This is a genomic window from Insulibacter thermoxylanivorax (assembly GCF_015472005.1).
Taxonomy (GTDB): Bacteria; Bacillota; Bacilli; order Paenibacillales; family DA-C8; genus Insulibacter; species Insulibacter thermoxylanivorax.
Genome location: NZ_BMAQ01000014.1, coordinates 34,429 through 57,706, shown reverse-complemented (window position 1 = coordinate 57,706; position 23,278 = coordinate 34,429). Strand labels below are relative to the sequence as shown.

Genomic DNA, 23,278 nt, shown 5'->3' with positions numbered 1-23,278 from the left:
GATCATATGCCATCTTTGAACTGGATCAGCCAGCGCGAACGTTCAGCATTGCTTTTTTTGAAGCATCGAGGAGTAAGAGGAGCCATCCTCTGGGATCATGATCAACTAACGAATAATCGCGACACAACCGCCTCTCAGCAAGGCGGTTTTTCTATGGCTAATGCCTGCTGTGCGGGTTCTCTTGACTTTCCCCATGGCGGATGTCAAAGTATTGATATGTACACAGGAGGGAGCCAAGACGATGATCACAGACGAGCAGATTAGACGCATTAATGAACTATTCAAGAAACAGAAGACCGTTGGACTGACCACTGAGGAGCTTGTCGAACAGAAGAAGCTTCGCAAGCTGTATCTTGAAGGGATCCGCGCTTCGCTGCGCGGGCATCTGGAGAACATTCGTTTCGTGGATTCGGATGATCAGCTCAAGCATTAACGGATCATACGCTTCCTATTGGATCACAGGGATCTATGATCCATGGTTTGAACCGGTTAAAGATCGAACAGACTCACGGTTCTGGATTAAACCGTTTCATCTGGATCAATCACGTAACGTGAAACTTTCTATCTTTGAAGACGGCGCTTGGACGCTTATATAATCTTCCTATTGTCCTATGATTTTATTTTAGAGGTTTGATCTTTTATAATAGAGAATATGGAATTCTACGATCAGGGGGCATAAGGATGTCATCGCGCAAATGGGAACGCATGGTCTATCGCAACCAGCAGAAAGTAAATGAATATCGCAAACGTGCCGGGCGTACAACGGTGAACAGCAAAGTGAATTATGATCTCTATACGGGACGGAGCATTTTGCTGCCGGTATTATTTATCGGCGTAGGGCTGTTATACGGCATCTTGTACTACGGCGTGCAGTCATCTGAAACGATGTATTGGATTACTTTTATCGCGTATTTGTTGTTAGGGATCTGGTTCTTCGCTTTCCGCAAGCCTTACTTGAAGGTCAGCAAGACGGATCTTGCCACACGCAAATGGGGACGAGAACGAGTGCTGAATGCGAAGGACATCGAGTTCATCCAAGTTGAGAAGCACAATATCGTGATCAAACAACGTTCATCCGACAAGCTCTGGGTGTTCAGCAAGGTGATCAATCTCTTCGATATACCGGCGATGGCTGATCGTCTGAGGGAGTTTGCCCTCAAGAATCAGATCAAATATATCAATCTGACGAAATAACGGCAGGCATCATCGCGATCGCGCCGGGGATTTCGTTAAGGTGGAGGGAGCTGGAGAACCATGACGGTGAAAGCTGTATTGTTCGACCTGGATGATACGCTGCTTTGGGATGAGCGCAGCGTCGACGAAGCATTTCAAGCGACATGCCAGGTTGCTGCCCAGGAGGCAGGCGTGGATCCTGCGAGGCTTGAGGAGGTTGTGCGCAGGGAAGCACGAGCATTGTACGAATCCTATGAGACCTATCCGTTCACGGTGAACATCGGGATCAACCCATTCGAAGGATTGTGGGGGAAGTTTGAGGCAGGCGAGGATGAGCATTTCCGCCGGCTGCAGCGCATCGTTCCGCAGTACCGCGCCGATGCATGGACGAAGGGGCTCCGCGCTCTGGGCGTCGATGATCCGGACTTAGGGAAGAAGCTAGGGGAACGGTTCCCGGAAGAACGGCGCAAACGCTCCTATGTCTATGAAGAAACCTTCGAAGTGCTGGATCAGCTCAAGCAGCGCTATAAACTGCTCCTGCTTACGAATGGTTCACCGGATCTGCAGCAGGAGAAGCTGAACGGTGTGCCTGAGCTTCCGCCGTACTTCGACCATATCATGATCAGCGGCAACTACGGATACGGCAAGCCGGATGAGCGGCTATTCCAAGAAGCGCTTCGCTTGCTTGGAGTTGAACCTCAGGAAGCCGTGATGGTCGGGGACAAACTGACGACGGACATCCTGGGAGCGAATCGGACAGGGATCGCTTCAGTATGGATCAATCGCCGCGGTATGAGCGCGGACGGGGAGATTCAGCCGCGGTATGAGATCACTACCTTGCGTGACTTACAGCGCGTGATCGATGAGATCGACAAGGCCGGATGAGGCACATAGACCTCTAGAAGACCTCCAATGTATGCACTGCATTGGGGGTCTTCTGTCTATCCGGCATGGCGAAAGTTTGGTGAAACCTGCAAATTCAGGGCTTTGCCACCATAAATCCACCTTTATCGATATGATTAATAATAGATTAATGGTATAATTGACCTATCGTTCTACGTGATCTACTTCTCACAAGAATCTACATCTGTTAAACTATAGGCTACAAGATGATCGATTGGGATGGATTTGACTGGTGCGTTCCTATGACAATGTGTGATGAATGATGCTTGTTCCATGTTCGGTACGGAACTGATGAGATGCATCATTTTATGTTAATAAACCCGTGGGTAGGAGAAGGGGAGATGATCACATGATCAAACCAGATATTCGAGAACAGTTAAAGAGAAAAATATTGATCCTCGACGGCGCGATGGGAACGATGATCCAACAGCAGAATCTATCCGCTGAAGATTTCGGCGGTGAAGCATACGACGGTTGCAATGAGCTGCTGAATGTGACGCGGCCCGATGTCATCCGCATGATTCACGAGGCTTATCTCGAGGCCGGTGCGGATATCATCGAGACCAACACCTTCGGCGCGACATCCATCGTCCTGGCGGAGTATGAGATCGCCGACCGGGCGCGTGAGCTGAATCTGGCTGCGGCGCGCTTGGCTGTGGAGGCAGCGAACAAATATTCCACAGAGGAATGGCCGAGATACGTCGCAGGCGCCGTCGGTCCGACGACGAAGACGCTCTCGGTTACAGGCGGCGTGACCTTCGATCAGCTGGTCGATTCATACTATGAGCAGACGCTGGCATTGATCGAAGGCGGGGTAGATCTCATCTTGCTCGAGACGTGCCAGGATACGCTGAATGTGAAGGCGGCGAGCATCGGCATAAGACAAGCCTTCGCAGAGTCAGGCAAGACGCTGCCGATCATGATCTCGGGAACGATCGAGCCGATGGGCACGACGTTGGCTGGTCAGAATATCGAATCTTTCTATATCTCGTTAGAGCATCTCGAACCGATCTCCATCGGTTTGAACTGCGCAACGGGTCCAGAGTTCATGCGCGACCATATCCGTACGCTGTCCACCATCGCCGGCACGGCGATCAGCTGCTATCCGAATGCCGGATTGCCGGATGAGAACGGGCATTACCATGAGTCTCCGGAATCCCTGGCAGCGAAGATGGCGGGCTTTGCAGAGCAGGGCTGGCTCAATATCGCCGGCGGCTGCTGCGGCACGACGCCGGAGCATATCCGCGTGCTGGCAGAGACGATGAAGCAGTACGAGCCGCGCAGAACCTTCGGCCAGCATCCGCCGGCCGTCTCCGGCATCGAGGCCATCTATGTGGAGCCGGAGAACAAGCCGCTCTTGGTCGGCGAGCGCACGAATGTGCTGGGATCGCGGAAATTCAAACGGCTGATCGCTGAAGGAAAGTTCGACGAAGCCTCGGAGATCGCCAGAGCGCAGGTCAAGGGCGGCGCTCATGTCATCGATATCTGTCTGCAGGATTCCGAGCGCGATGAGAAAGCCGATATGGAGAAGTTCCTGCAGTATGTGACGAAGAAGGTGAAGGTTCCCCTCGTCATCGATACGACGGATCCAGAGGTTATTGAACTTGGTCTGAAGTACTCGCAGGGCAAAGCGATCATCAACTCGATTAACCTGGAAGACGGGGAGGAGAAATTCCAGCGGGTCGTTCCGCTCATCCATCGCTACGGCGCTGCCGTTGTCGTCGGCACGATCGACGAGCAAGGCATGGCGGTGACGCGCCATGATAAACTGCGGATCGCGAAGCGTTCCTATGATCTGCTGGTGAACCGATACGGCATCAAACCGCAGGACATCATCTTCGATCCGCTGGTGTTCCCGGTAGGAACGGGGGACGAGCAGTATATCGGCGCGGCCGAGGAGACGATCGAAGGCATCCGCATGATCAAGGAAGCGATGCCCGAATGCCATACGATCCTCGGGATCAGCAATGTCTCCTTCGGGCTTCCTGAGGCGGGCAGAGAAGTGCTGAATGCCGTCTTCCTCTATCACTGCACGAAGGCCGGGCTCGATTATGCGATCGTCAATACGGAGAAGCTGGAGCGCTATGCTTCGATTCCTGAGCAGGAGCGGAAGCTTGCGGAAGCCCTCATCTTCAACACCAATGATGAGACGCTTGGGGCATTTGTTGCATACTTCAGAGAGCGCAAGGCGAAGGTAAGAGAGAATGACAAGGCGAATATGACCTTGGAAGAGAGACTGGCTTCCTATGTTGTAGAGGGCAGCAAAGACGGTCTGATCGAAGATCTGACGGAAGCGTTGAAACACTATGCTCCCCTCGATATCATCAATGGGCCGCTGATGGCGGGCATGGATGAAGTGGGCCGGCTGTTTAACAACAATGAGCTGATCGTTGCAGAAGTTCTCCAATCGGCAGAAGTGATGAAGGCATCCGTTGCCTTCTTGGAACCGTACATGGAGAAGACGGAGACGGCGACCAAGGGAAAGATGCTGCTCGCAACGGTCAAGGGCGATGTCCATGATATCGGGAAGAATCTCGTGGAGATTATCCTCTCTAATAACGGCTATGAAGTCGTGAATCTCGGGATCAAAGTCCCGCCGGAACAGCTCATTGAAGCGTATCACAAGGAGAAACCCGATATGATCGGGCTCTCCGGCCTGCTGGTGAAGTCTGCGCAGCAGATGGTGCTGACTGCCCAGGATCTCAAACAGGCGGGCATCGATATCCCGATTCTCGTCGGCGGAGCTGCCCTGACCCGCAAATTTACGAACACCCGCATCGCACCGGAATACGACGGTTTGGTGCTGTATGCGAAGGATGCGATGAACGGACTGGAACTGGCGAATCGCTTGATGAATCCGGAGGAGCGTCAGCAACTGGTGGACGAGCTGCGCAAGGTGAAGGAATCGGATGTCCAAGGTTCCGGCCGCGCGGCAGCCGCAGCAAAATCCGCCGCACCTGTCCGATCGAATGTCAGCCAGGATGTCGAAGTGATGGTACCGCCGGATCTGGAGCGCCATATCCTGCGCGACTATCCAGTGGAGTATCTGCGTCCTTATGTGAATATGCAGATGCTTCTCGGACATCACCTCGGTTTGAAGGGCAAGGTGTCGCGGCTCCTCGAGGAAGGGGACGAGAAAGCTCTGCAGTTGAAGCAGCTCGTAGATGGGATCTATGAAGAAGCGACCCGGCTGGGCGTCCTAAAACCGCAGGGAATGTATCAGTTTTTCCCGGCCCAATCGGAGGGCAACACCATCTACATCTATGATCCGGCGGATCACAGCAAGGTACTGCAGACCTTTACCTTCCCGCGTCAGCAAGTGGAGCCCTATCTCTGCCTGGCCGATTTCATCAGATCGCGGGAAAGCGGCGAGATGGATTACGTCGGTTTCCTCGTCGTTACCTGCGGTCACGGCATCATGGAACTGGCTGAACAGTGGAAGGAGCAGGGGGATTATCTCAAATCCCATGCTCTGCAGTCCATCGCCTTGGAAACGGCGGAAGCCTTTGCCGAGCGCCTCCACCATATCATGCGCGATGTATGGGGAATCCCGGATCCCGTCGATATGACGATGCAGCAGCGCTTCGCAGCGCGGTACCGGGGGATTCGCGTATCCTTCGGGTATCCAGCTTGTCCGAATCTAGAGGATCAAGCCCAATTATTCGCGCTCATGAAACCTGAGGATATCGGCGTTCATCTGACCGAAGGTTTCATGATGGATCCGGAGGCATCGGTCTCGGCGATGGTCTTCGCACATCCAGAGGCACGCTATTTTAATGTAGACAAAATCGAACGATAAATCCTGGGCATAACTGCTCGAATGGTAAAGGCAGGAGGCGCAACAATGGAACTTATCTTCCTTGGAACGGGGGCGGGAATCCCTTCACCTGAGCGGAATGTAACGGCCGTGGCCCTGGCCCTGAACGAAGAGCGGGGAACGTTCTGGCTGTTCGACTGCGGCGAGGCGACGCAGCACCAGATCATGCGTTCTCCGCTGAAGCTGAGCCGTTTGGAATATATCTTCATCACTCATCTGCACGGGGATCACATCTACGGTTTACCGGGGCTCTTGTCCAGCCGCTCGTATCACGGAGGCACAACGCCGCTTACGATCTTCGGTCCTGCGGGGCTGGCAAGATTCATCGAGACCTCTCTGCAGGTCAGCGGCTCGCATCTGGATTACGAATTGCGCATTGAGGAGCTGCAAGAAGGTGTCATCTTCGAGGACGAGCAGTTTACGATCAGCTGCGCCAGATTGGAACACCGCATCGACAGCTACGGTTATCGCATCGTCGAACACGATCTGCCGGGAAGATTGGATCGGGACCGCCTCATCGCGGATGGTATTCTGCCGGGACCGATCTACCAACAGATCAAGCTTAGCAAGGAACCGATCGCGTATGAAGGCCGTCTATTGGATCCCAAGCGGTATGTAGGACCGGATATCCCCGGCCGCAAGCTGGCGATCCTCGGTGATACCCGTCCCGCGCCGAATGCCTTGCAGCTGGCGCAAACTGTGGATGTATTGGTTCATGAAGCCACCTTTGCAGAGGCTGAGGCAGAGCTTGCCCGGCGATATTATCACACGACGACACGGCAAGCTGCGGAGATCGCAGCGCAAGCGGGGGCGGGAGAACTGATCCTGACGCATTTCAGCTCCCGTTACAACAGAGAAGATCTGGCATGGCTGATCCAGGAAGCTTCCCGTTATCATAAGCCTGTATATGCTGCTTATGATGGTTATCAGCACCCGATTCCTCGAAAGTAATATATAGAGGCGAACGATCTATAGCAATAAGGACTCCCGCTGCACGTCCAGCGGGAGTTTATTTGGCCTTTTAGTGGTCGCTTACCTCATCTTTGATCTCTTCTCGGAATCCGCGAACGCTTTCGAGCCGCCGCTCATTCTTGGCTTGCATCTGCTCGACTTGTTCCGGGTTCATCTCATCGGCATGCAGTTCCAGGTATTCCTCTGCCTCGTGGAAACGTTTCAGCGTATTTTGCGTCATCTCCTGCAGTTTCTCCACATTGTCACTTCGATCGTCAGGTTTTGTCATGGGATCGCCTCCTTGTGAATTCAATGATGGATCACCCACCTCTAAATTGCCCATCTCTCCGGAACTTATGCCGCGATCCTGCTCACATCCTCTTCCAAGAGATGACATAGATCCCCATATCCGTTGGAAGTTGCAGGAACTGGACATAATGTAGGATGGACTTTGTTATACGCTCTAACTTCACGCTCTAACTTCAGACAAGATAAGGAGGGAGACCATGCCCGAACTGCCGGAGATGGAAACTTACCGCCGCTTACTGCTGCCTCTAATTGTGTATCGCCCGATCGCTTCCGTCGAGATCCAGCGGGAACGCTCGATTAATATTCCCGTCGAACAATTCCGCGCCAAACGCACGCTGCTAAAGCCTGCACTGGTTGAGCAAAGCCGTGTCTATGATCGGGAAGGCGAGCCCTGCCCGCGCTGCGGTCAGCCCATCAATCTTGCAACCTTACGCTCACGAAAAACGTATTATTGTAGGAACTGTCAAAGGTGAGCGCGGTGTATATCGGAATCCATCTCAGCATTCGGCATGGTTATCTGGCTGCTGCGAAGACGGCGGTAAGGCTTGGTCTGAAAGCCTATCAATTCTTCGCCAAAAACCCGCGTTCCCTCACAGTCAAAGCCTATTCGGCTAAGGATGCGGAAGCCTGCCGTCAGTTCATCCGTGAGTACGATATCCGCAGCATCATCCACTCCCCCTATCCGACGAACTTAGCTGCAGAAGATGAAGAGGTGAGACAGCTTACGATTCGCTCGATCCTAAATGATCTGGAGATCTGTGATGCATGCGGCGCCTATGGACTGGTTGTCCATTTTGGCAAGTACAAGGGCGTGGACCCGCTTCGCGGCTATCAGCTCATCATCCGCAATCTGAACGAGGTCCTTGCTTCTTGGTCCGGTGAAGCGCTCATCCTCCTTGAGAACCAAGCGGGGGACAGCCGGCGCATGGGGACGACCCTGGAGGAGTTGACACAGATTCGCAAGTTATGCGCTGCACCGGAGCGCATCGGGTTCTGCTTTGACACCTGCCATGCCTTTGCGAGCGGCATCTGGAATGGTGCGAACAGCGCCGAGCTTCTCAGCCGCGGGGAAGAACTCGGCTACTGGGAACATGTTCATGCGATTCATCTGAATGATTCGGTGTATGCAAGCGGCATGCTCAAAGACCGCCATGCCCCCCTTGGCAAAGGGAGAATCGGCTGGGAAGGATTTGCATCACTTCTGTCCGATCGGAAATTTCAACAAATTCCGCACATTTTAGAAACGCCGGCACAAAATATGGATGACCACACGAAACAAATTTACCAATATCTGAGTATGATTAGATGATAAAGAAAAAGGGGTCAGAATACGGAATAAAGGAGAAAGATTTGCATGATTAATGTGTATCTGGATGATTTTCGCCCCTGCCCGCAAGGATTTGTACTCGCGCGTAATGTTGAGGAATGCATCGAGCTGCTAAAAAATTACGATGTCAATATCCTGTCGCTCGATCATGATCTGGGTTTCGGTCAACCGACGGGATATGATCTTGTCGTGCAAATGGTTGAAAACGGATACTATGCAAACGAGATTTATTTACATTCGTCCAGTGCATCGGGTAGAATGAGTATGTATCGACTTCTGCAGGCACATAAGCCGGATCATGTTGTGGTTTATGAACACCCGATGCCGGCAGAGGTGCTGAAGCGGGTATCTACAGGAGGCAGTTAGGTTTGATCAGCTTAGAGAACATTCGATTGATCCGCGAGGAGCGAGTGATCCTCGATGATGTAACCCTTCATATGAAGCCGGGGGAACACTGGGTGATCCTCGGGCGGAATGGTTCGGGCAAGTCCACGATGCTCGAGATGATGAACGGCTATCTATTCCCGACGAGCGGGAAGATTACCGTACTCGGCCATGTGTACGGACAAGTGGATGTACGGGAGATTCGCCGCTCGATCGGCTATATGAGCCAATCCCTGATCGAGAAATTCTCCCTTCGTGATCCTGTCTGGGAGATCGTGGCGTCGGGCAAACACGGCTTCTTGCGGGTCTATCAGAAGCTGCCAAGCGACACGATCGAGCAGGCGATGGAATGGATGGAACGGCTGCAGATCAGCTATCTGAAGGATCAGCCGTTGGGGACATTGTCGCAAGGGGAGCGGAAGAAAGTGCTGCTTGCCCGTTCTATGATGCAGGAGCCGCGGATCCTGCTGATGGACGAGCCCTGTGCCGGACTCGATCTCTATGAACGGGAGAAATTCCTGGCGGATATTCAGCAGCTACAGGACCGTGATTTCCAGATGGTATATGTGACGCACCACAGCGAAGAGATCATCCCCGTCTTTACCCACGCGGCATTGATTCGAGGCGGACGCATCCTTGCCGCCGGTCCCAAGGAAGAGATACTGACATCGTCTTATCTATCCGAGGTATATGATATGAACGTTACCGTGGATTGGGATCGCGGGCGTCCGTGGCTGAAGGTATAATTGATGATTCATCCTAAACAAAGGCTGTCTCTGCTGTGGCAGTAACCCATGGTTCTGCCGCAGCAGGGACAGCCTTTGCTCATCGATGGGACTGATGGTTCAGCATGGTGTAAAGCTGTTTAATCGCCGCGCGTTTGATGTAGATTTCGTTGCTGTCGAGCCCCTTGGTATATTCCTTCAGGAGCATCGAGGAGATCCGTTTCTTCAGGATCTCGTTCTGTCTGGTAAAGTTCGCATGATCATAAGATGCCATATGGTTTCCGCCCTCTCCCATTTATTAGCTTTTTGTTTTACTGGATTATTATATAACGTCTCTTATCATGTAGTAAATGGTAATTGACACCTAATAACGCAGAAGAATCGTGATGAAAATACATGATGATGGAACAAGCTAGTCCGTTGAAGTATCATATGATAAGATTGGCAAAAAACGGATCGACTGATCAAGGAGGAACTCTATCTACAGCTTCTTCATGAAAGAGGGGCGCATGATCTAATCAGATTTCTGCAAGATTTATATCAGGAACGGATGAATGCATGTTGAAATTTACTAAAATTAAGACTTGATTTCCTGGATGTGGAATGTTATTATTACCCATAAGCGGAAGCACCGCAATCCAATTTAGGGATTGTGCGTGCTTTTTTGTTTTGTTCATCGATTTTGCGACAGGGGGGAGCGGGACTGAGGAACCGATTAGCACCCGGCGATGTGCTGGCGCATCGCTACCGGGTGATCGAATGCATCGGGCAAGGCGGGATGGCTGCGGTCTATTCGGCTGAGGATTTGCGGCTTGCCGGCAAGCGATGGGCGGTCAAGGAAGTGCATTATGAATCCGCTGATGTCAAGCAGCATACGCATGAACTCCAGATGCTGCTGAAGCTGGATCATCCACGGCTGCCGAAAATCGTGGATTACTATCGGTTCGCTGAACGCGGGGTATCCTACCTGATCATGGAACTGGTACCCGGCCGGACGATCAAGCAGCTTGTGGACGAGCGAGGGCCATTAAGGCTTCGTGAAGTGATCACGTTCGGCGTAGAGCTTTGCGATGTGCTCGATTATCTGCATTGCCAGCCCGCACCAATCATCCACCGCGATCTGAAACCGGATAATGTCATCATGGATGATGAAGGGCATGCGCACTTGATCGATTTCGGCATCTCTCGAATATACCAAGAGCACAAAGTACAAGATACCATGCTGCTGGGAAGTCCAGGGTTCCTGGCTCCGGAACAGCTGCAAGGACGGCAGAGCGATGTGCGCACGGATCTGTATCAGCTGGGCGCTCTGTTATTCTACATGGCAACCGGCGGAAGAACGTTGACTTACGGCGAAGATCTCTTTTCCTATTTGTCCGAAGAGAGCTATGAGCTCGGCGTGCTGTTGGCTCATTGCATGCATAAACTTCCGGAAGAACGGCCGGCTTCTGCAGCAGAGGTGAAAGCGGCGCTTGAAGGATTACGGGGGAAGGAGCCGGATCCGAAAGAGGCGATGTCTCAGCTTGCACCAGAAGATGGAGGGGATCTGCCGCTTGCTGCAAGACGCGGTGCTTGCGTCATCGTCGGATCCTTGTACCAAGGGGCAGGTGCTACGCGCACCGCTTTAGGCATCGCTGGTGCGTTGCAAGCGGCCGGCATCTCCTGTGCCCTTGTTGAATACTCCCATGTCCCGGAATATGTCCATATGATGGGCGGCGAGGTGACAGCTCCAGACTCATATACCTATCTATTGGACCGGTCCGGAAGAGAATCGCAGGGTCACAAGGCGGCGGAATGGATGCTGGGAGACGTTGAACTGTATCCGTTGTCACCGGAAACTTCAGCACCGCGCTTCTCCCTGGAACAATGGTACCGCTCCTTGCTGTATATACGAGCAGATACGCTGATCATCGAGATCGGCTGCCATTGGCAGGATGAGTTTGCTCAGGAGATGCTGCGGCGGGCGGAATATATCGTCTGCGCGATTGATTCCCGGCAGCACAAGTGGGTTCGCCGGGATACAGAGAAGACCTTAGAGCTGATCATGCAGATGCAGCAACACCGTCCCAATATCTATATCACTGCCTATCAGCATAGTCAGGCGCGGCGGGTGCCGTGGGGGATGTTTCCGCTGCGCATCGATCTGAAGATCACCGAGAGTTGCGATCATGAACTTCAAGACGTTTACAAACGCCTCACAGCACGCTGGGGAATTCCGTATCCGAAGAGATGGAAGCGCAGATCAAGGCGGATCCGTCTGCTGCATCCGGGCCGGGGGAGACGATCGTAGTTGGTTACATGAGACGTTTGCCAACAAGATACGGCTGTCTATCATATAAGATCATCTAACATATAGAATATTTGAAAACGGAAGCACCGTCGACGTTCATCGGTTGGCGTGTGCTTTTTTTGATGGGGAGGGGGCGTTGTGTTGTGTTGGAACTGGCATTTTTGACGAGGGATCAGGAGTATGCTGAGAGATTCATTAGGTATATACAGAACAGTCCTTGGCAGGAACGGGTGCTCATCCATCGCTTCTCCGATGTGCAGAGTCTTCTTGTGTTCAGCGAGGAATTTGATTCGGAAGCGGTCTTCCTGCTCGATGAGGAAGCGGCGGAACTTCAGGAGAAGAACGATGATTCTAAGCTGGGCAAGCTTCTTCTTACCGATATGCCGGCAACCGATAAACGCGAAACCGATCAGTCTCCATCCGATAAGTCTGAACATAAGCGTGCCCGCTGGTTCGTTCTGACAGAGCGCCAAGATCCCGCTTCACCGAACCGACTATTCCGGTATCAACCGGTGTCCGAACTGCTGCAGCATCTGTACAGGGTTGGCAGGCCGAACCATTCGGCGCATCTGGAAGGCGTAACCTCTCGCAGCGGAGAGAAGCCTCAGCCGCGGCCTGCCGCCGTCATCGGCATCGTCTCTCCCTATGGCGGCAGCGGCGTGACAACCGTTTCCTGTCAGCTTGCAGGCATGCTGGCGTTGCGTCAGGAGAAGGTGCTCTATATGCATCTGGATCTGTACCCGGAACCTTCCTTAACCGCGAATGTGGAATATGATTTTTCACGATTCCTGTATGCATTAACGACCAGACCTGAGGAACTGGAAGGTTCATGGCATCGCTACTGCGGAAGGCATGCGGCGTCGGGGGTGTATTGTTTTCGGGCGCCCGCTGTACGCCGGGATCTTCGGGATGTGGAGACCGCCCATCTCAACGAAGCTTGCCGGCTGTTCGCCGGCTTGGGATTCGAGACGATCGTGCTCGATCTGGATGCCTATTTTCTCGATGATCTGCTCGAAGGACGTCTTGCCCACGATGAATGCTGGATGATCCTGCCTTGGTCCAAGCGGGATTTGCAAGGTTTTCCTGCGCTTAAGGTGTTCGCGGAGAGAAGCAGCGTCCGATGTCTCCTAAATCACGTGCACGCTCCTGCTGGCATCGGTGTCGATCCGCTGCCCGAATATGCGGAGGCTGTGCTGCCACATGTGCCCTCACTTAGGGAGCAGGAGGATCCAGCAAAGATGCCGGATGCAAGATACAGCAGCGTCCTGCAGCGCCTCATCCGGGAATCCGCCGTGTTACGCGGAGGTGCGGAGATTCATGGATGAAGCAGCGGTGATTCCATATATTCGCTCCCGCGTTCAGGAGCGGGCGGCCAGCATAGCGGAGATCGGGGACGATCAGGTGAGGCAGTGGATCGAGGATGAGGTTTTCCTCTATGCCCGGGAGCATTACCTGAACCTGGAGGATAAGCGCAGCCTCATCGAACGGATCTTCCATGCGATGCGCGGCTATGATGTCCTGCAGCCTCTGCTGGATGACGAGACGATCACGGAGGTGATGGTGAACCGCTTCGATGAGATTTTCATCGAACGTCATGGGAAGATCGAGAAGTCAGAGGTGCGGTTTGCACGTCCTGAAGATCTCGACGACTGCATACAGCTCATCGCTTCGGAGGTGAACCGCATCGTCAATACGTCTTCGCCGATCGTTGACGCCCGGCTGCGCGACGGATCGCGGGTCAATATCGTCCTGCCGCCGGTCAGCCTGGGCGGACCCACGCTGACCATTCGCAAGTTTCCAGCGTCGACGCCGGATCTCGATGAACTTGCAGCAAGGGGGATGTTGTCGCAGGAAGCGGCCGGCTTCCTCTCACAGATCGTGGCTGCCGGATATAACATCTTCATCAGCGGAGGGACGGGCACCGGCAAGACGACGCTGCTGAATGCGCTGTCCGGCTGCATCCCCAAGGATGAACGGGTCATCACCATCGAGGATTCGGCGGAACTGAGACTGCTTCATCTGGATAATCTCGTCCGTCTTGAAGCGCGCAATGCGAATATGGAGGGCAAGGGTGAGATCACGATCCGGCAGCTGATTCGGACCTCTCTTCGGATGCGGCCCGATCGCATCATCGTCGGCGAGATCCGCGGCAGCGAAGCGATTGATATGCTGCAAGCGATGAACACAGGCCATGATGGATCCATCTCCACCGGCCACAGCAACTCGATCGCGGATATGTTCTCCCGTCTAGAGACGATGGTATTGTCCGATACCGCCTTGCCGCTTCCCGTCATACGCAAGCAGATCTGCTCAGCGATCGATATCATGATTCATATCGAACGGCTTAGGGACTATTCCAGACGTGTGGTAGAGATCAGCGAAGTGGCGGGCTTAGCAGGCGATGAGATTCAACTGAATCCGCTGTTCCGCTTTCAGGAATGTGGGACGGCAGAGGACGGCCGGATCTTGGGCGGGCTGAAGCCTACGGGGAATCGGTTGATCAGACGAGCAAAATGGAACAAGGCAGGTGGTCAGGATGAAGCGCATCTGGAAGCGGCTGGCTTGGATTAGATGGTCCCGGCTGGATGTCGTACTTGCGGCCGGCGGCGGGGCAGCTGCCTATGGGATCGGTTGGATGTTCTATCAACATCCTCTCATTCCGCTGCTGCTCGTCCCCGGAGGGTGGTTTGTCGTCCCTCTGGTTCGAAGTGTTCTAGAGCGCCGCAGATATGCCCTGCAGCAATTGGAGTTTTCGCGTTTCCTGCAAGCGTTAATCTCGGCGCTCTATGCCGGGCATTCCCTGGAGTCCGCATTTCGTGAGATCGAGGGGGACCTGCGTCGGGAACATGTGCAGGAGAGAAGCGGGCTGCTGGCGATGCTAACCAAGGTGAATCAGCGGGTTATGCTGGGTGAACCATTGGAACGCGCGTTAGCGGATACCGCTGAGCTTTGGGTGACGGAGGACTGGGTGCTGTTTACCGAGACGCTGGCGGTATACCGCCGCAATGGAGGCAATCTGCTGCTGCATCTGCGCAAGACGGCGGAGCTCATCGCTGCGAAGATCCAAGCGGACCAAGATGTGCAGGTGATTATGGCGCAGAAGCAGACGGAAGGGATCATGATGAATCTCGCGCCTTATGCGATGGTCGGGCTGATCCTCATCGGTTCGCCCGAATATGCGGCGCCGCTCTACAGCGGCAGCGGGCGGCTCGTCATCACCTGCGCGCTGGCGCTGATCCTCGCAGGACATATCTGGACCTTCTTTCTGCTGCGGAGGAAACGGCTGTGACGCGGCAGAGACTTCATCTTGTGAAGGCTGCTCAGCCGGCTGCGCGGTTTATGGTACGCCGCTTCCCGGTGATCTCCTATCGGCTGACCCATGCATATCGCTTGCACAGCACTAAGCGTCAAGAAGAAGCAGCATACGCAGCGGATTGGTGGAGCCGGGTGTTGACCGTCGGGAGCATGAGCTTCCTTCTCTGCCTGCTTATCATGCTGCTTACGGGAGATGTCGTCTGGCTCTTGCTTGGATTCGTCACATTCCTCGGCTGCCCCATCCTACGCTATCGCATGGTGATTGATGCTGCCGAAGCATACCGCGAGCAGATCACTTATGAACTCCCCGAATGGCTGCAGATCTTGGTCATCTATCTCTATGCCGGTTATCCTGTGCCAGCAGCCCTTCAGCAGATGGCCAAGAAGTGGCAACACCGAACAGGTCCGCTTGCAGCTGCCCTCCATCAAGCGGCTGCGAAGCTGTCCTATCAAGCATCGCTGTCGCAAGTGCTTCATGAGTTGGCAGAACAGGCGGATACGAATGAGATGCGGTCCATCGTCACGATCCTGCTGTCGCACACCTTGCGGGGAGGTGATTCAACCCTCGATACCTTGCTCGATATCTCACGGCAGATGTGGGATAAGCGCCTTGCCTTGGTGCGCAAGCGGGCGGAGGAGACGACGGTGAAGATGATATTCCCGCTGATCGTCATCTTCATCGCAGTCTTAATCATCGTTGCCGCGCCGGCCGTGATGTTCCTGGGTTCCTAAGGGGACTGATCAGCATTAGGTCAGGCATCATTCACGGGATATTGTCTATTGTTTTCTAAGCTGCCTGCTTGCAGGCGAATGTTCTAAACCAGAGGAGATTCTGAATCGAAGGAAGTGAGGTGACATGCATGACTACGATGTTGCGGCGTTTGTGGCACAGCGAGAAGGGAATCGGCACTTTGGAGATTATCATCATCATCGCGGTTCTCGTCCTGGTCGCCTTTGCCTTCCGGCAATGGATTCTCGAATGGGTCACAGGGCTGTTCAGCGATACGGACACGACGATCAACAACATCCAGAACGATGCTCCGCCCCGCGGCTTATTCCCGTGATCAGCGGCCGCAGCGGTGCTTTCACCATGGAAGCAGCGATCGGCATGCCGATCTTGCTCCTCCTGATGATCATCGGGCTCTATGCGGGGCTGATCATCTATCAACACGCGGTGTTATTCAGCCTTGCCCAGGAGATGGCTGAACGAGCGGCCTATATATGGGATAACAGCTACAAGGAACCGGTCAGCGGCTTCGTAGAGCAGGGCAGGGACGATGGCTTGTACTGGCGGTTGACATCGGACGGCAGCCTGCCGTTCTTAACGGGAGGAATAGGTTCGCATATCATACATCTGATTCCAAGTCAAGAAGATGAAGAACCCGGGTCCCTTCCCATGCGCAAACTCAGGCGGACTGCCGTTGTTCCTTCTGGAATCCGCGGCGAGATCCGCTACGAGAACCGGATCGCTGAGAAAGTGATCACCGTGGAACTGGTTAAGCCCCTTCGCCTGCCGCTCTGGCTGCAGCAGTTATTCACAAGTGAACGGCGGGTGACAGCGGTGTATACGATCAGCGATCCAGCTGAATATCTGCGCGGCATTAATCTTATCAGAACCTATACGGGTATCGGCCGTGCGGCGATGTCGCCGGAAGAAGCAAGGTCTCTGTTTGCAGAACCTGCGGCGGACGGCAAGACCGCAAAGGTCGCCTCCCACGAGGAAGCGGCGCGATGGCTGAGGCTTCATACCGGGGGTGTGGAGAAGCGGTATACAACCTCGCATGGGGATCGCTTGATTGATAGTTATGTATCCGGGACAGCGCACCAGGCGTTTTATACCTATCGGGAAAGCCAGATTCTCTTGCAGGCGGACAAGGATGCCGAACTGCTTAAGGAAGGCGTGTTGGAGCGGGTGGTCTGGCATTTCTTCCTTGGCACCGATAACCGCAATCCGCCGCCGTCGCAGCATCTGCTGGAACAGCTGGCCGCACGGGGAATTCAAGCGGAGATCCATCTGGGAGGTGATCCTTATACGCAGTGAACGCGGTGCTGTCACCGTCTTCATCGTCGTTCTTATCGTACCCATTTATTTGTTTCAAGCGGTGTTGATCGAATTTGCCCGTTCCAAGCTGGCTCATCAGCAGATGGAATATGCGGCGAAAGCTGCATTAAGATCTGTTGGAGGTGCATATAACAATGACTTGCAGAGGTATGGGTTATTTGGCGCCGCTGACGGGCCGGAGACCCATGCGATCTTCTCACATGTATTAGAACGTAACACGGGACATGGCTGGGCATATGCGGATCAAGTCCATGGCGAGCTGAAGTTCGAGCGAAGTCTAGCCGACCTGGAAGTGTTTCGCGAGCAGATCTTAGAAGAGATGAAGTATCGGGCGCCGATCGAATATGCCGCGCAGGTCGCAAACAAGTTCCAGAAGACAGGGATCAGCAAGGCTATGCAGGACTTGGCTTCCTTCGCTGGTGAGGCCAAGGAGATGCATCGCCTCATGAATCGGCGGGAGGAGGGAATGATGAAGGTCTGGCGTGCTTATCACGAGTGGGACAACTGGATATCAGGCGATCTGGACGAACTGGCGGGTGAGATTCGCGCCCTTGAACCGGGCCACCGGGAGATGATGCGGATGGATCCCTCAGCGTTGCGGGATCAGATCAGACAATGGGAAGCAGAGCGTTCTCTGATTATGCAGCAAGCTTCACTAAGCGAGGGAGATCTCATGCTGCTGGCGCAGCTGGATCAAGCCATCGCCGCGAACCAAGCGAAGCTTGCCGATTATGAGGCTTGGCTGCAGCGGCTGAGAGACATCCGTCAGCGCTATGAGGCCATCCGCTCTCAGGTGATTCCAATCAGCGCTGAACTGCTTTCCGCGCTTGGAGATGCCGAGAAGGCAAATCGTCAGCTTCATCATCTAATCGACAGCTGGGAGATGGATCTTGGGGAAGAGATCATGCAATCCGTTGACCTCATGGCTGATGAAGATTTTGATCGGATCAGGACACGCGTCGATGTCGATCTGCGGCGATTGGATGAGCTGCGTTCGGATGTGGTCCATCTTCGCGATCAACTTCCCGAACCGGCCGCCAGTCGGATCGCGCAGTTGGTTAACGATTGGCGGACATGGTTGAAGCAGATTGCAGCCTCTGAGTCCGAGCGAAGAAGGAAGCAAGCGGAGCTCACGGCAGAGATCGAAGATGCACAAGGGCGTTTGGAAGAACAAGCGGATAAGGTGCGGAGCAGCTTAACGGGCTGTGATCCTGACCGCCGACAAACGGAACGCGAGCTGTATCAGCAATTGCAAACCAAGACCGAGACAGCGGCAGGAGGATACGGGGATCGGCCCTATGGCGAGGGGCGGGATGCACAAGCGGATGCCGTCGGCATGGCACAGATGATCGGATATCTGCTGCAACAGGTCTCAGAATCGATCTATGTGAATGAGTATGCGCTGACGACTTTTAATTATCGAACGTATCAGGCTGAGGAAAGGGGAGAAGCCCTCTCGATTCCGTCCAGTCATGCGCTGTATAACCAGGAAGCGGAATATATCCTGTACGGGTTTCATTCCTGTGCGGCGAACTATTCCGCTGCTTACTGGGAGATCTTCGCTTTTCGCTTAGCCGTACGAACCCTCGAAGCCCTGATGTCGCCTGATAAGAGCTGGCGCTTTCTGGGATCGCCGTTTCTCGCTTTGCTGCTGGCCTTTGTCGAAGGTGCGGTTAAGGCCTATCAAGATACGAAGCGAATCGCTGCCGGCGAAGAACTGCCCATCTCCAGCAAGATCGCACCTTCACTGACATGGCATTACAAAGATTATCTGCGGTTGTTCTTTCTGCTGCACAGCGCCCAGCCTAACAAATTAAAAAGGATGCAGGCGCTGATCGAAGTGAACACGGGTGTGAGATTGGCACAACATTATACCTATTGGCATACCGCGGCCGAGGGAAAGCTGCGTTCCCTGTTTCTTGGCAGGTATGTCTATCATCCGCAGGTGAAGGCGGCATGGGGATATTACTGAACCAGTTGCGCTTTCCGGATCTGGATCGATATGGGCGAACCGGCCGGGTTTGGCGGGATGACACGGGCAGCATCACCTTGGAAGCTGCGATTGCGGTGCCGCTGCTGCTTACATTCCTGCTCACGATGATCAGCTTCGTACAGCTGTCCCTCTATGAAGCCGGTCTTCGTTCAGCAGCCGCGCAAGCAGCGCACCAGCTCGCAGTACAAGCTTATCCGCTCCGCCTCCTGGGAATGTCCGCAGGCGTGGATGAACTGGCCGCTCAATTGGAAGAGTGGATGAACGAAGCGGAGGAAGGCAGGCGGGGCTTGGAGGAATGGATCGAAGAATACGGCCCGCTCATTCCGAAACCGATTCGTCAAGCCGTTGCTGAAGTTTTGAATGCTGCCGATGACATCGAACAGCAGCTGAGCGAACCGGTGAGGCGTGCTTTCGTACCGTTTGTCGCCCGCTATTTGCCCGCACATATGTCCAGTGAGCAGTTACACGTAAGGGCGATTCGCTATCCGTTTCTTAGCCGCAGCGCAGAGCCGTATGTGCTGCTGGAGCTCGAATATACCGTGCCGCTGCGCATTCCCTTCGCACGACGCAGCATCACCGTAAAGGCGGCCGCATGGGAACGCCTGTGGATCGGAAGCGGAGAATAACCATGTAGAGAATACACGACGATTGACAGAGGTGAACGTTAAGAAGTATGGCAGCAGAATTGAAATTCATTACTTGGAGCTTAATCATGCTCCTAACAATCACGGCCTTCTATACGGATCACAGGAAGATGATCATTCCGAACCGGCTGACCTTCGGCGGGATCATCATCGGTTTGGCTTGGCATGGAGTCAGCTCGGGATGGGCAGGACTGCAGTATGCATTGCTCGGGATGTTGGCATCCATGGGCTTCATGCTGCTGATCTATCTGTGCCGCGGCGTAGAAGCCGGTGATGTCAAATTCTTCGCCGCACTGGGGGCGATCGGCGGTTTCGAAATCGGAGCAGCGGGCATGTTCTATTCGCTCATCATCGCGGGCGCAGCAGGGATCATCCTCTTGCTGCATCGCCGTTTGCGAACAGGAAGAGGCAAGGGATCAGGGCATGAGCGCGTGCAGTTTCCCTTTATGTATGCCGTTCTCCCCGGCATGATCTGCAGCTTCATCATGTTGGAGGTGCCGTTATGAACGCTGTGAAGATGCTTCCATCTGCAAAAGAACGCCTGCCCTTGCAATATCGCCGGGCGGGAGAGCAGACGGTCCTGCAGGGCGAGCTTCCCATCCCGCGTGTCGACAGGATTGATGAAGCCGTACTGTCCCGCTGTCCGCCGCCGTATCTTGTCTCCCTCCGTATGCAGGTCCATGGTTCCTCCATGGAACTGGAATATCGAACGGGAATGCGCAAACCCTTAAATGAATGGCTTCGTTTCCATGAGGTGACAGAAGCAGAAGGACTGCAATTCCTGCTTCATGTGACGCATACCTTAAATCTTCTGCGCGACCATTGGCTCATCGAAAACCGCTGCCTCCTTAGCCCGGAGCAGATCTATGTGCAAGAACAACTGCTTGATGCCCGATTCATATACTGGCCGGACAGCGAAGTCCCATCTTCTGAATCCGCACTGGCACTCGGCCTGCAGAAGCTTGGCATGGAAGTGGTCAGAACCAATCGGGAAGCCCGGTTCATCCGCAAATTCATTCACTATTGCGATGATCCCATGTTCACTTTAGCCGGTTTGCGGCGCCGTCTCATCGCTTGGAACGATCAGATCCAGCATAAAGTTTCAGAGATGTCCCCTCCTCAGTCTGCAGCCCGTCCAGGCCGGATGAGTGCACGCAAGATGCTGCATCATCTGCTGGAAAGCTTATCGAACAAGAGAGGTTCAGCAGCATCCAACGCAAAGTCCAGCCCAGCTTTGAGCCGTGACGAGATCCCTCATTCGATTGCGGCAGCCAGCCATACAAGGCCGCTTACTTCTGCAGGGGAGGCGATGGGCGGGGGAAGAAAACACGCGGCACTCATCATCGAGCATGACCATAAGGCGGATCAAAGGATCGAGATTACCTCCAATCCATTCCTGATCGGCCGCGATCGCCGGGCGGTCAACGGATGCTGTGATCATCCCCTGATGTCTCGCATTCATGCGGAAATCAAATGCATCGATGGAGAGTGGTTCCTTCGCGATCTGGGGTCGAGCAACGGCACTTATGTGAACGGCCAACCGCTTGTCCCTTACACGCCGGTAAGGCTCCAGCATCATGACCGGATAACTTTCGCCGATCTAAGCGGGTATATCGTGATGGAATAAGCTGCACCTGTGGTATAATAGATACGGTAAATTACAGAGGAGGGAGATAAGATGGCTCAGACACCGTCCAATATGATTCCGCTTGGAACGCAGGCGCCTGATTTTACGCTTAAGGATGTCGTTTCGGGGGAGAAGAAGTCGCTCAGCGAACTGAAGTCCGATCGCGCGACGGTCATCATGTTCATCTGCAATCATTGCCCGTTCGTAAAACATGTGCTGGATGGGCTGTTGCAGCTGGCGAATGACTACATACCGCGGGGGATTTCCTTTATCGCGATCAACTCCAACGATGTGGAAGCGTATCCCGACGATTCTCCGGAGAACATGAAGAAATTAGCCGAGGAGAAGAAATTCCCCTTCGTTTATCTCTTTGATGAGACGCAGGAAGTGGCCAAAGCTTATCAAGCGGCATGCACGCCGGATTTCTATATCTTCGATGGCAGCATGAAGCTCGTGTATCGCGGACAGCTGGATGATTCTCGTCCAGGCAATGAGATCCCGGTAACCGGCAAGGATATCCGTGCTGCTCTTGATGCAATCCTCGCAGGCGAGCCGGTTTCTGAAGACCAGAAGCCCAGCATCGGCTGCAATATCAAGTGGAAAGCCTAATGAAAAAGGTGCCTAAACGGCACCTTTTCCTTATGGCTTCATGTTCTGATCCAGGGATTGCAGTTTCTCGGCCATTCGCTGATTGGATTGCTGGAGGCGCTTTAGCATTGCATTCAGTGCAGCAGCGATCTCATGCTCATTTTGTTCCGCAAGGGCTTGTTCCAATTGCTGCTGCAGCTTGCTGCCTTCTTCTTTCCAGGCGCGGTGTTTCTCAGCGAATTCCTTCTTTTTCTGTTGAATCATCTTCTTGAGATCTTCCTGCGTCATCTCGCCGCTGTCCAGCTTTTGCTTCAGTTCCTGCTTCATCTTTTCCTGCTTCTTGCGGTACTTACTTGAGTTTTTGTACTTGTGAAGCTGTTCTCGCAGCACAGTGCGTTTGGCCAATTCTTCCTTCCACTTCGCCGCTTGTTCCGGAGTGTACTGCTCGGCAAGCTCGAGGATTCGCATCCCCTGTTCCTGCGCTTGTCCATCTTGCTTCTCCGGCTTCATAAAGGACGCTTCAGCAGCCGCAGCCGGCGTTGTAAGCATGAGGATCAGCAATGCCGCCGCCGTCATCTGTAACCATCTTTTCATCGAATAGTCCTCCTTGACAAGAAATTTTCATTTAACATTGTGCGATATTAGGGATAAATTGATACAATAAACATTGGAATTTCTACAGGAAGGGATGAACAGACGGTGCAGGAGATCAACGAACAACAAGCGCTGGCCTTGATGACGTTTGAACATGCGGGGTGCGCGGTTTTTCTCTATACGCCGCTGTGCGGCACCTGCATGGCTGCCCGCAAGATGCTGGAAGTGCTGTATGCGATGGATGACCAATTGCCGCTTTATACCTGCAATATGAATCTGGCACCGGAACTTGCGAAGGTTTGGAAGATCGAGAGCGTTCCATGCATCGTCGTGCTGAAGCAGGGACGGATCGTTGAGAAGATCTATGCCATGGGATCCGTGCCCGCGTTATATGAACGCTTCGTCAACCATGGTCTGATGAAGGCCGGAACGCAGGCTTAAATCTTATCCCTGCGGCGCGGTTCTCTGAAGGAAATATAACGAAGTGCTGGGGACTCGGCTGAACAGCTGGAACCAATATCGGCTGTCGAAGGGAAAGCAAATTTGCTATAATAGGACCAATGACTACGTAAATTC

25 protein-coding genes are annotated in these 23,278 nt (G+C 53.7%); 22 read left to right on the top strand and 3 right to left on the bottom strand.

The window, feature by feature from the left end:
* Nucleotides 1-241 precede the first annotated feature (241 nt).
* The 5 genes from PRECH8_RS07760 (at nt 242) to rnz (ending at nt 6,844) form a co-directional block, all read left to right on the top strand.
* Nucleotides 242-433, top strand: coding sequence for a DUF896 domain-containing protein (locus PRECH8_RS07760; protein ID WP_200966523.1), 192 nt, complete (start codon nt 242-244; stop codon nt 431-433).
* Between the two features lie 248 nt (nt 434-681).
* Nucleotides 682-1,194: a methyltransferase gene (locus tag PRECH8_RS07755; RefSeq protein ID WP_200966522.1), complete on the top strand. Its 513-nt coding sequence runs from the start codon at nt 682-684 to the stop codon at nt 1,192-1,194.
* Nucleotides 1,195-1,254: 60 nt separating this feature from the next.
* Nucleotides 1,255-2,058 carry an HAD family hydrolase gene (locus PRECH8_RS07750; protein ID WP_200966521.1) on the top strand — a complete coding sequence of 268 codons (804 nt, stop codon included), beginning with the start codon at nt 1,255-1,257 and terminating at the stop codon, nt 2,056-2,058.
* A 367-nt stretch (nt 2,059-2,425) separates the two neighbouring features.
* Nucleotides 2,426-5,875: a methionine synthase gene (gene metH, locus PRECH8_RS07745; RefSeq protein WP_200966520.1), complete on the top strand. Its 3,450-nt coding sequence runs from the start codon at nt 2,426-2,428 to the stop codon at nt 5,873-5,875.
* A 45-nt stretch (nt 5,876-5,920) separates the two neighbouring features.
* A complete protein-coding gene (rnz, locus tag PRECH8_RS07740; RefSeq protein WP_200966519.1) occupies nt 5,921-6,844 on the top strand; it encodes a ribonuclease Z in 924 nt (307 codons plus the stop codon).
* 70 nt (nt 6,845-6,914) lie between these two features.
* Here the strand turns inward: rnz and tlp are convergent, their stop codons facing one another.
* The gene (gene tlp, locus PRECH8_RS07735; protein WP_200966518.1) at nt 6,915-7,133 is read right to left on the bottom strand and encodes a small acid-soluble spore protein Tlp; all 219 of its coding nucleotides are present in this window, start codon (nt 7,131-7,133) and stop codon (nt 6,915-6,917) included.
* A gap of 217 nt (nt 7,134-7,350) precedes the next feature.
* Between tlp and PRECH8_RS07730 the strand changes: the two genes are divergently transcribed.
* From PRECH8_RS07730 to PRECH8_RS07715, 4 genes are read left to right on the top strand one after another with little or no spacing between them, the layout of a single operon-like run.
* A complete protein-coding gene (locus PRECH8_RS07730; RefSeq protein WP_242457489.1) occupies nt 7,351-7,626 on the top strand; it encodes a DNA-formamidopyrimidine glycosylase family protein in 276 nt (91 codons plus the stop codon).
* Nucleotides 7,623-8,462, top strand: a complete 840-nt coding sequence (locus PRECH8_RS07725) for a deoxyribonuclease IV (RefSeq protein WP_242457488.1) — start codon at nt 7,623-7,625, stop codon at nt 8,460-8,462. The genes PRECH8_RS07730 and PRECH8_RS07725 overlap by 4 nt, the downstream gene beginning before the upstream one ends.
* Nucleotides 8,463-8,507: 45 nt before the next feature.
* Entirely contained in the window at nt 8,508-8,846 is a 339-nt protein-coding gene (locus PRECH8_RS07720) for a cyclic-phosphate processing receiver domain-containing protein (RefSeq protein WP_200966517.1), read from the top strand.
* Between the two features lie 2 nt (nt 8,847-8,848).
* Nucleotides 8,849-9,610, top strand: coding sequence for an ABC transporter ATP-binding protein (locus PRECH8_RS07715; protein WP_200966516.1), 762 nt, complete (start codon nt 8,849-8,851; stop codon nt 9,608-9,610).
* A gap of 79 nt (nt 9,611-9,689) precedes the next feature.
* Here the strand turns inward: PRECH8_RS07715 and PRECH8_RS07710 are convergent, their stop codons facing one another.
* Nucleotides 9,690-9,863: a hypothetical protein gene (locus PRECH8_RS07710; protein ID WP_200966515.1), complete on the bottom strand. Its 174-nt coding sequence runs from the start codon at nt 9,861-9,863 to the stop codon at nt 9,690-9,692.
* Between the two features lie 408 nt (nt 9,864-10,271).
* Here PRECH8_RS07710 and PRECH8_RS07705 point away from each other — a divergent pair, with 408 nt between their 5' ends.
* From PRECH8_RS07705 to PRECH8_RS07650, 12 genes are all read left to right on the top strand, one after another.
* Nucleotides 10,272-11,879, top strand: a complete 1,608-nt coding sequence (locus PRECH8_RS07705; RefSeq protein WP_200966514.1) for a serine/threonine protein kinase — start codon at nt 10,272-10,274, stop codon at nt 11,877-11,879.
* 143 nt (nt 11,880-12,022) lie between these two features.
* A complete protein-coding gene (locus tag PRECH8_RS07700; RefSeq protein ID WP_200966513.1) occupies nt 12,023-13,204 on the top strand; it encodes a CpaE/TadZ family protein in 1,182 nt (393 codons plus the stop codon).
* Nucleotides 13,197-14,450: a TadA family conjugal transfer-associated ATPase gene (locus PRECH8_RS07695; RefSeq protein WP_200966512.1), complete on the top strand. Its 1,254-nt coding sequence runs from the start codon at nt 13,197-13,199 to the stop codon at nt 14,448-14,450. Before PRECH8_RS07700 ends, PRECH8_RS07695 begins: the two co-directional genes overlap by 8 nt.
* Nucleotides 14,416-15,168, top strand: a complete 753-nt coding sequence (locus tag PRECH8_RS07690) for a type II secretion system F family protein (RefSeq protein ID WP_200966511.1) — start codon at nt 14,416-14,418, stop codon at nt 15,166-15,168. Before PRECH8_RS07695 ends, PRECH8_RS07690 begins: the two co-directional genes overlap by 35 nt.
* Nucleotides 15,165-15,926 carry a type II secretion system F family protein gene (locus tag PRECH8_RS07685; RefSeq protein WP_200966510.1) on the top strand — a complete coding sequence of 254 codons (762 nt, stop codon included), beginning with the start codon at nt 15,165-15,167 and terminating at the stop codon, nt 15,924-15,926. The genes PRECH8_RS07690 and PRECH8_RS07685 overlap by 4 nt, the downstream gene beginning before the upstream one ends.
* Nucleotides 15,927-16,054: 128 nt before the next feature.
* On the top strand, nt 16,055-16,258 hold the full coding sequence (locus tag PRECH8_RS07680; protein ID WP_242457487.1) for a Flp1 family type IVb pilin: 204 nt from the start codon (nt 16,055-16,057) through the stop codon (nt 16,256-16,258).
* 26 nt (nt 16,259-16,284) lie between these two features.
* Nucleotides 16,285-17,235 (top strand): hypothetical protein, encoded by a 951-nt coding sequence (locus tag PRECH8_RS07675; RefSeq protein WP_200966509.1) that lies wholly within the window; start codon nt 16,285-16,287, stop codon nt 17,233-17,235.
* The gene (locus PRECH8_RS07670; RefSeq protein WP_200966508.1) at nt 17,126-19,228 is read left to right on the top strand and encodes a hypothetical protein; all 2,103 of its coding nucleotides are present in this window, start codon (nt 17,126-17,128) and stop codon (nt 19,226-19,228) included. The genes PRECH8_RS07675 and PRECH8_RS07670 overlap by 110 nt, the downstream gene beginning before the upstream one ends.
* Nucleotides 19,213-19,875: a TadE/TadG family type IV pilus assembly protein gene (locus PRECH8_RS07665; protein ID WP_200966507.1), complete on the top strand. Its 663-nt coding sequence runs from the start codon at nt 19,213-19,215 to the stop codon at nt 19,873-19,875. The genes PRECH8_RS07670 and PRECH8_RS07665 overlap by 16 nt, the downstream gene beginning before the upstream one ends.
* Nucleotides 19,876-19,961: 86 nt before the next feature.
* Entirely contained in the window at nt 19,962-20,399 is a 438-nt protein-coding gene (locus PRECH8_RS07660; RefSeq protein WP_200966506.1) for an A24 family peptidase, read from the top strand.
* A complete protein-coding gene (locus PRECH8_RS07655) occupies nt 20,396-21,520 on the top strand; it encodes a DUF6382 and FHA domain-containing protein (RefSeq protein WP_200966505.1) in 1,125 nt (374 codons plus the stop codon). The genes PRECH8_RS07660 and PRECH8_RS07655 overlap by 4 nt, the downstream gene beginning before the upstream one ends.
* Before the next feature lie 51 nt (nt 21,521-21,571).
* Nucleotides 21,572-22,129, top strand: a complete 558-nt coding sequence (locus PRECH8_RS07650) for a thioredoxin family protein (RefSeq protein WP_200966504.1) — start codon at nt 21,572-21,574, stop codon at nt 22,127-22,129.
* 30 nt (nt 22,130-22,159) lie between these two features.
* Here PRECH8_RS07650 and PRECH8_RS07645 read toward each other — a convergent pair whose 3' ends face one another.
* On the bottom strand, nt 22,160-22,702 hold the full coding sequence (locus PRECH8_RS07645; protein ID WP_200966503.1) for a hypothetical protein: 543 nt from the start codon (nt 22,700-22,702) through the stop codon (nt 22,160-22,162).
* Between the two features lie 105 nt (nt 22,703-22,807).
* Between PRECH8_RS07645 and PRECH8_RS07640 the strand changes: the two genes are divergently transcribed.
* A complete protein-coding gene (locus PRECH8_RS07640) occupies nt 22,808-23,143 on the top strand; it encodes a thioredoxin family protein (RefSeq protein WP_308808474.1) in 336 nt (111 codons plus the stop codon).
* Nucleotides 23,144-23,278: the final 135 nt, after the last annotated feature.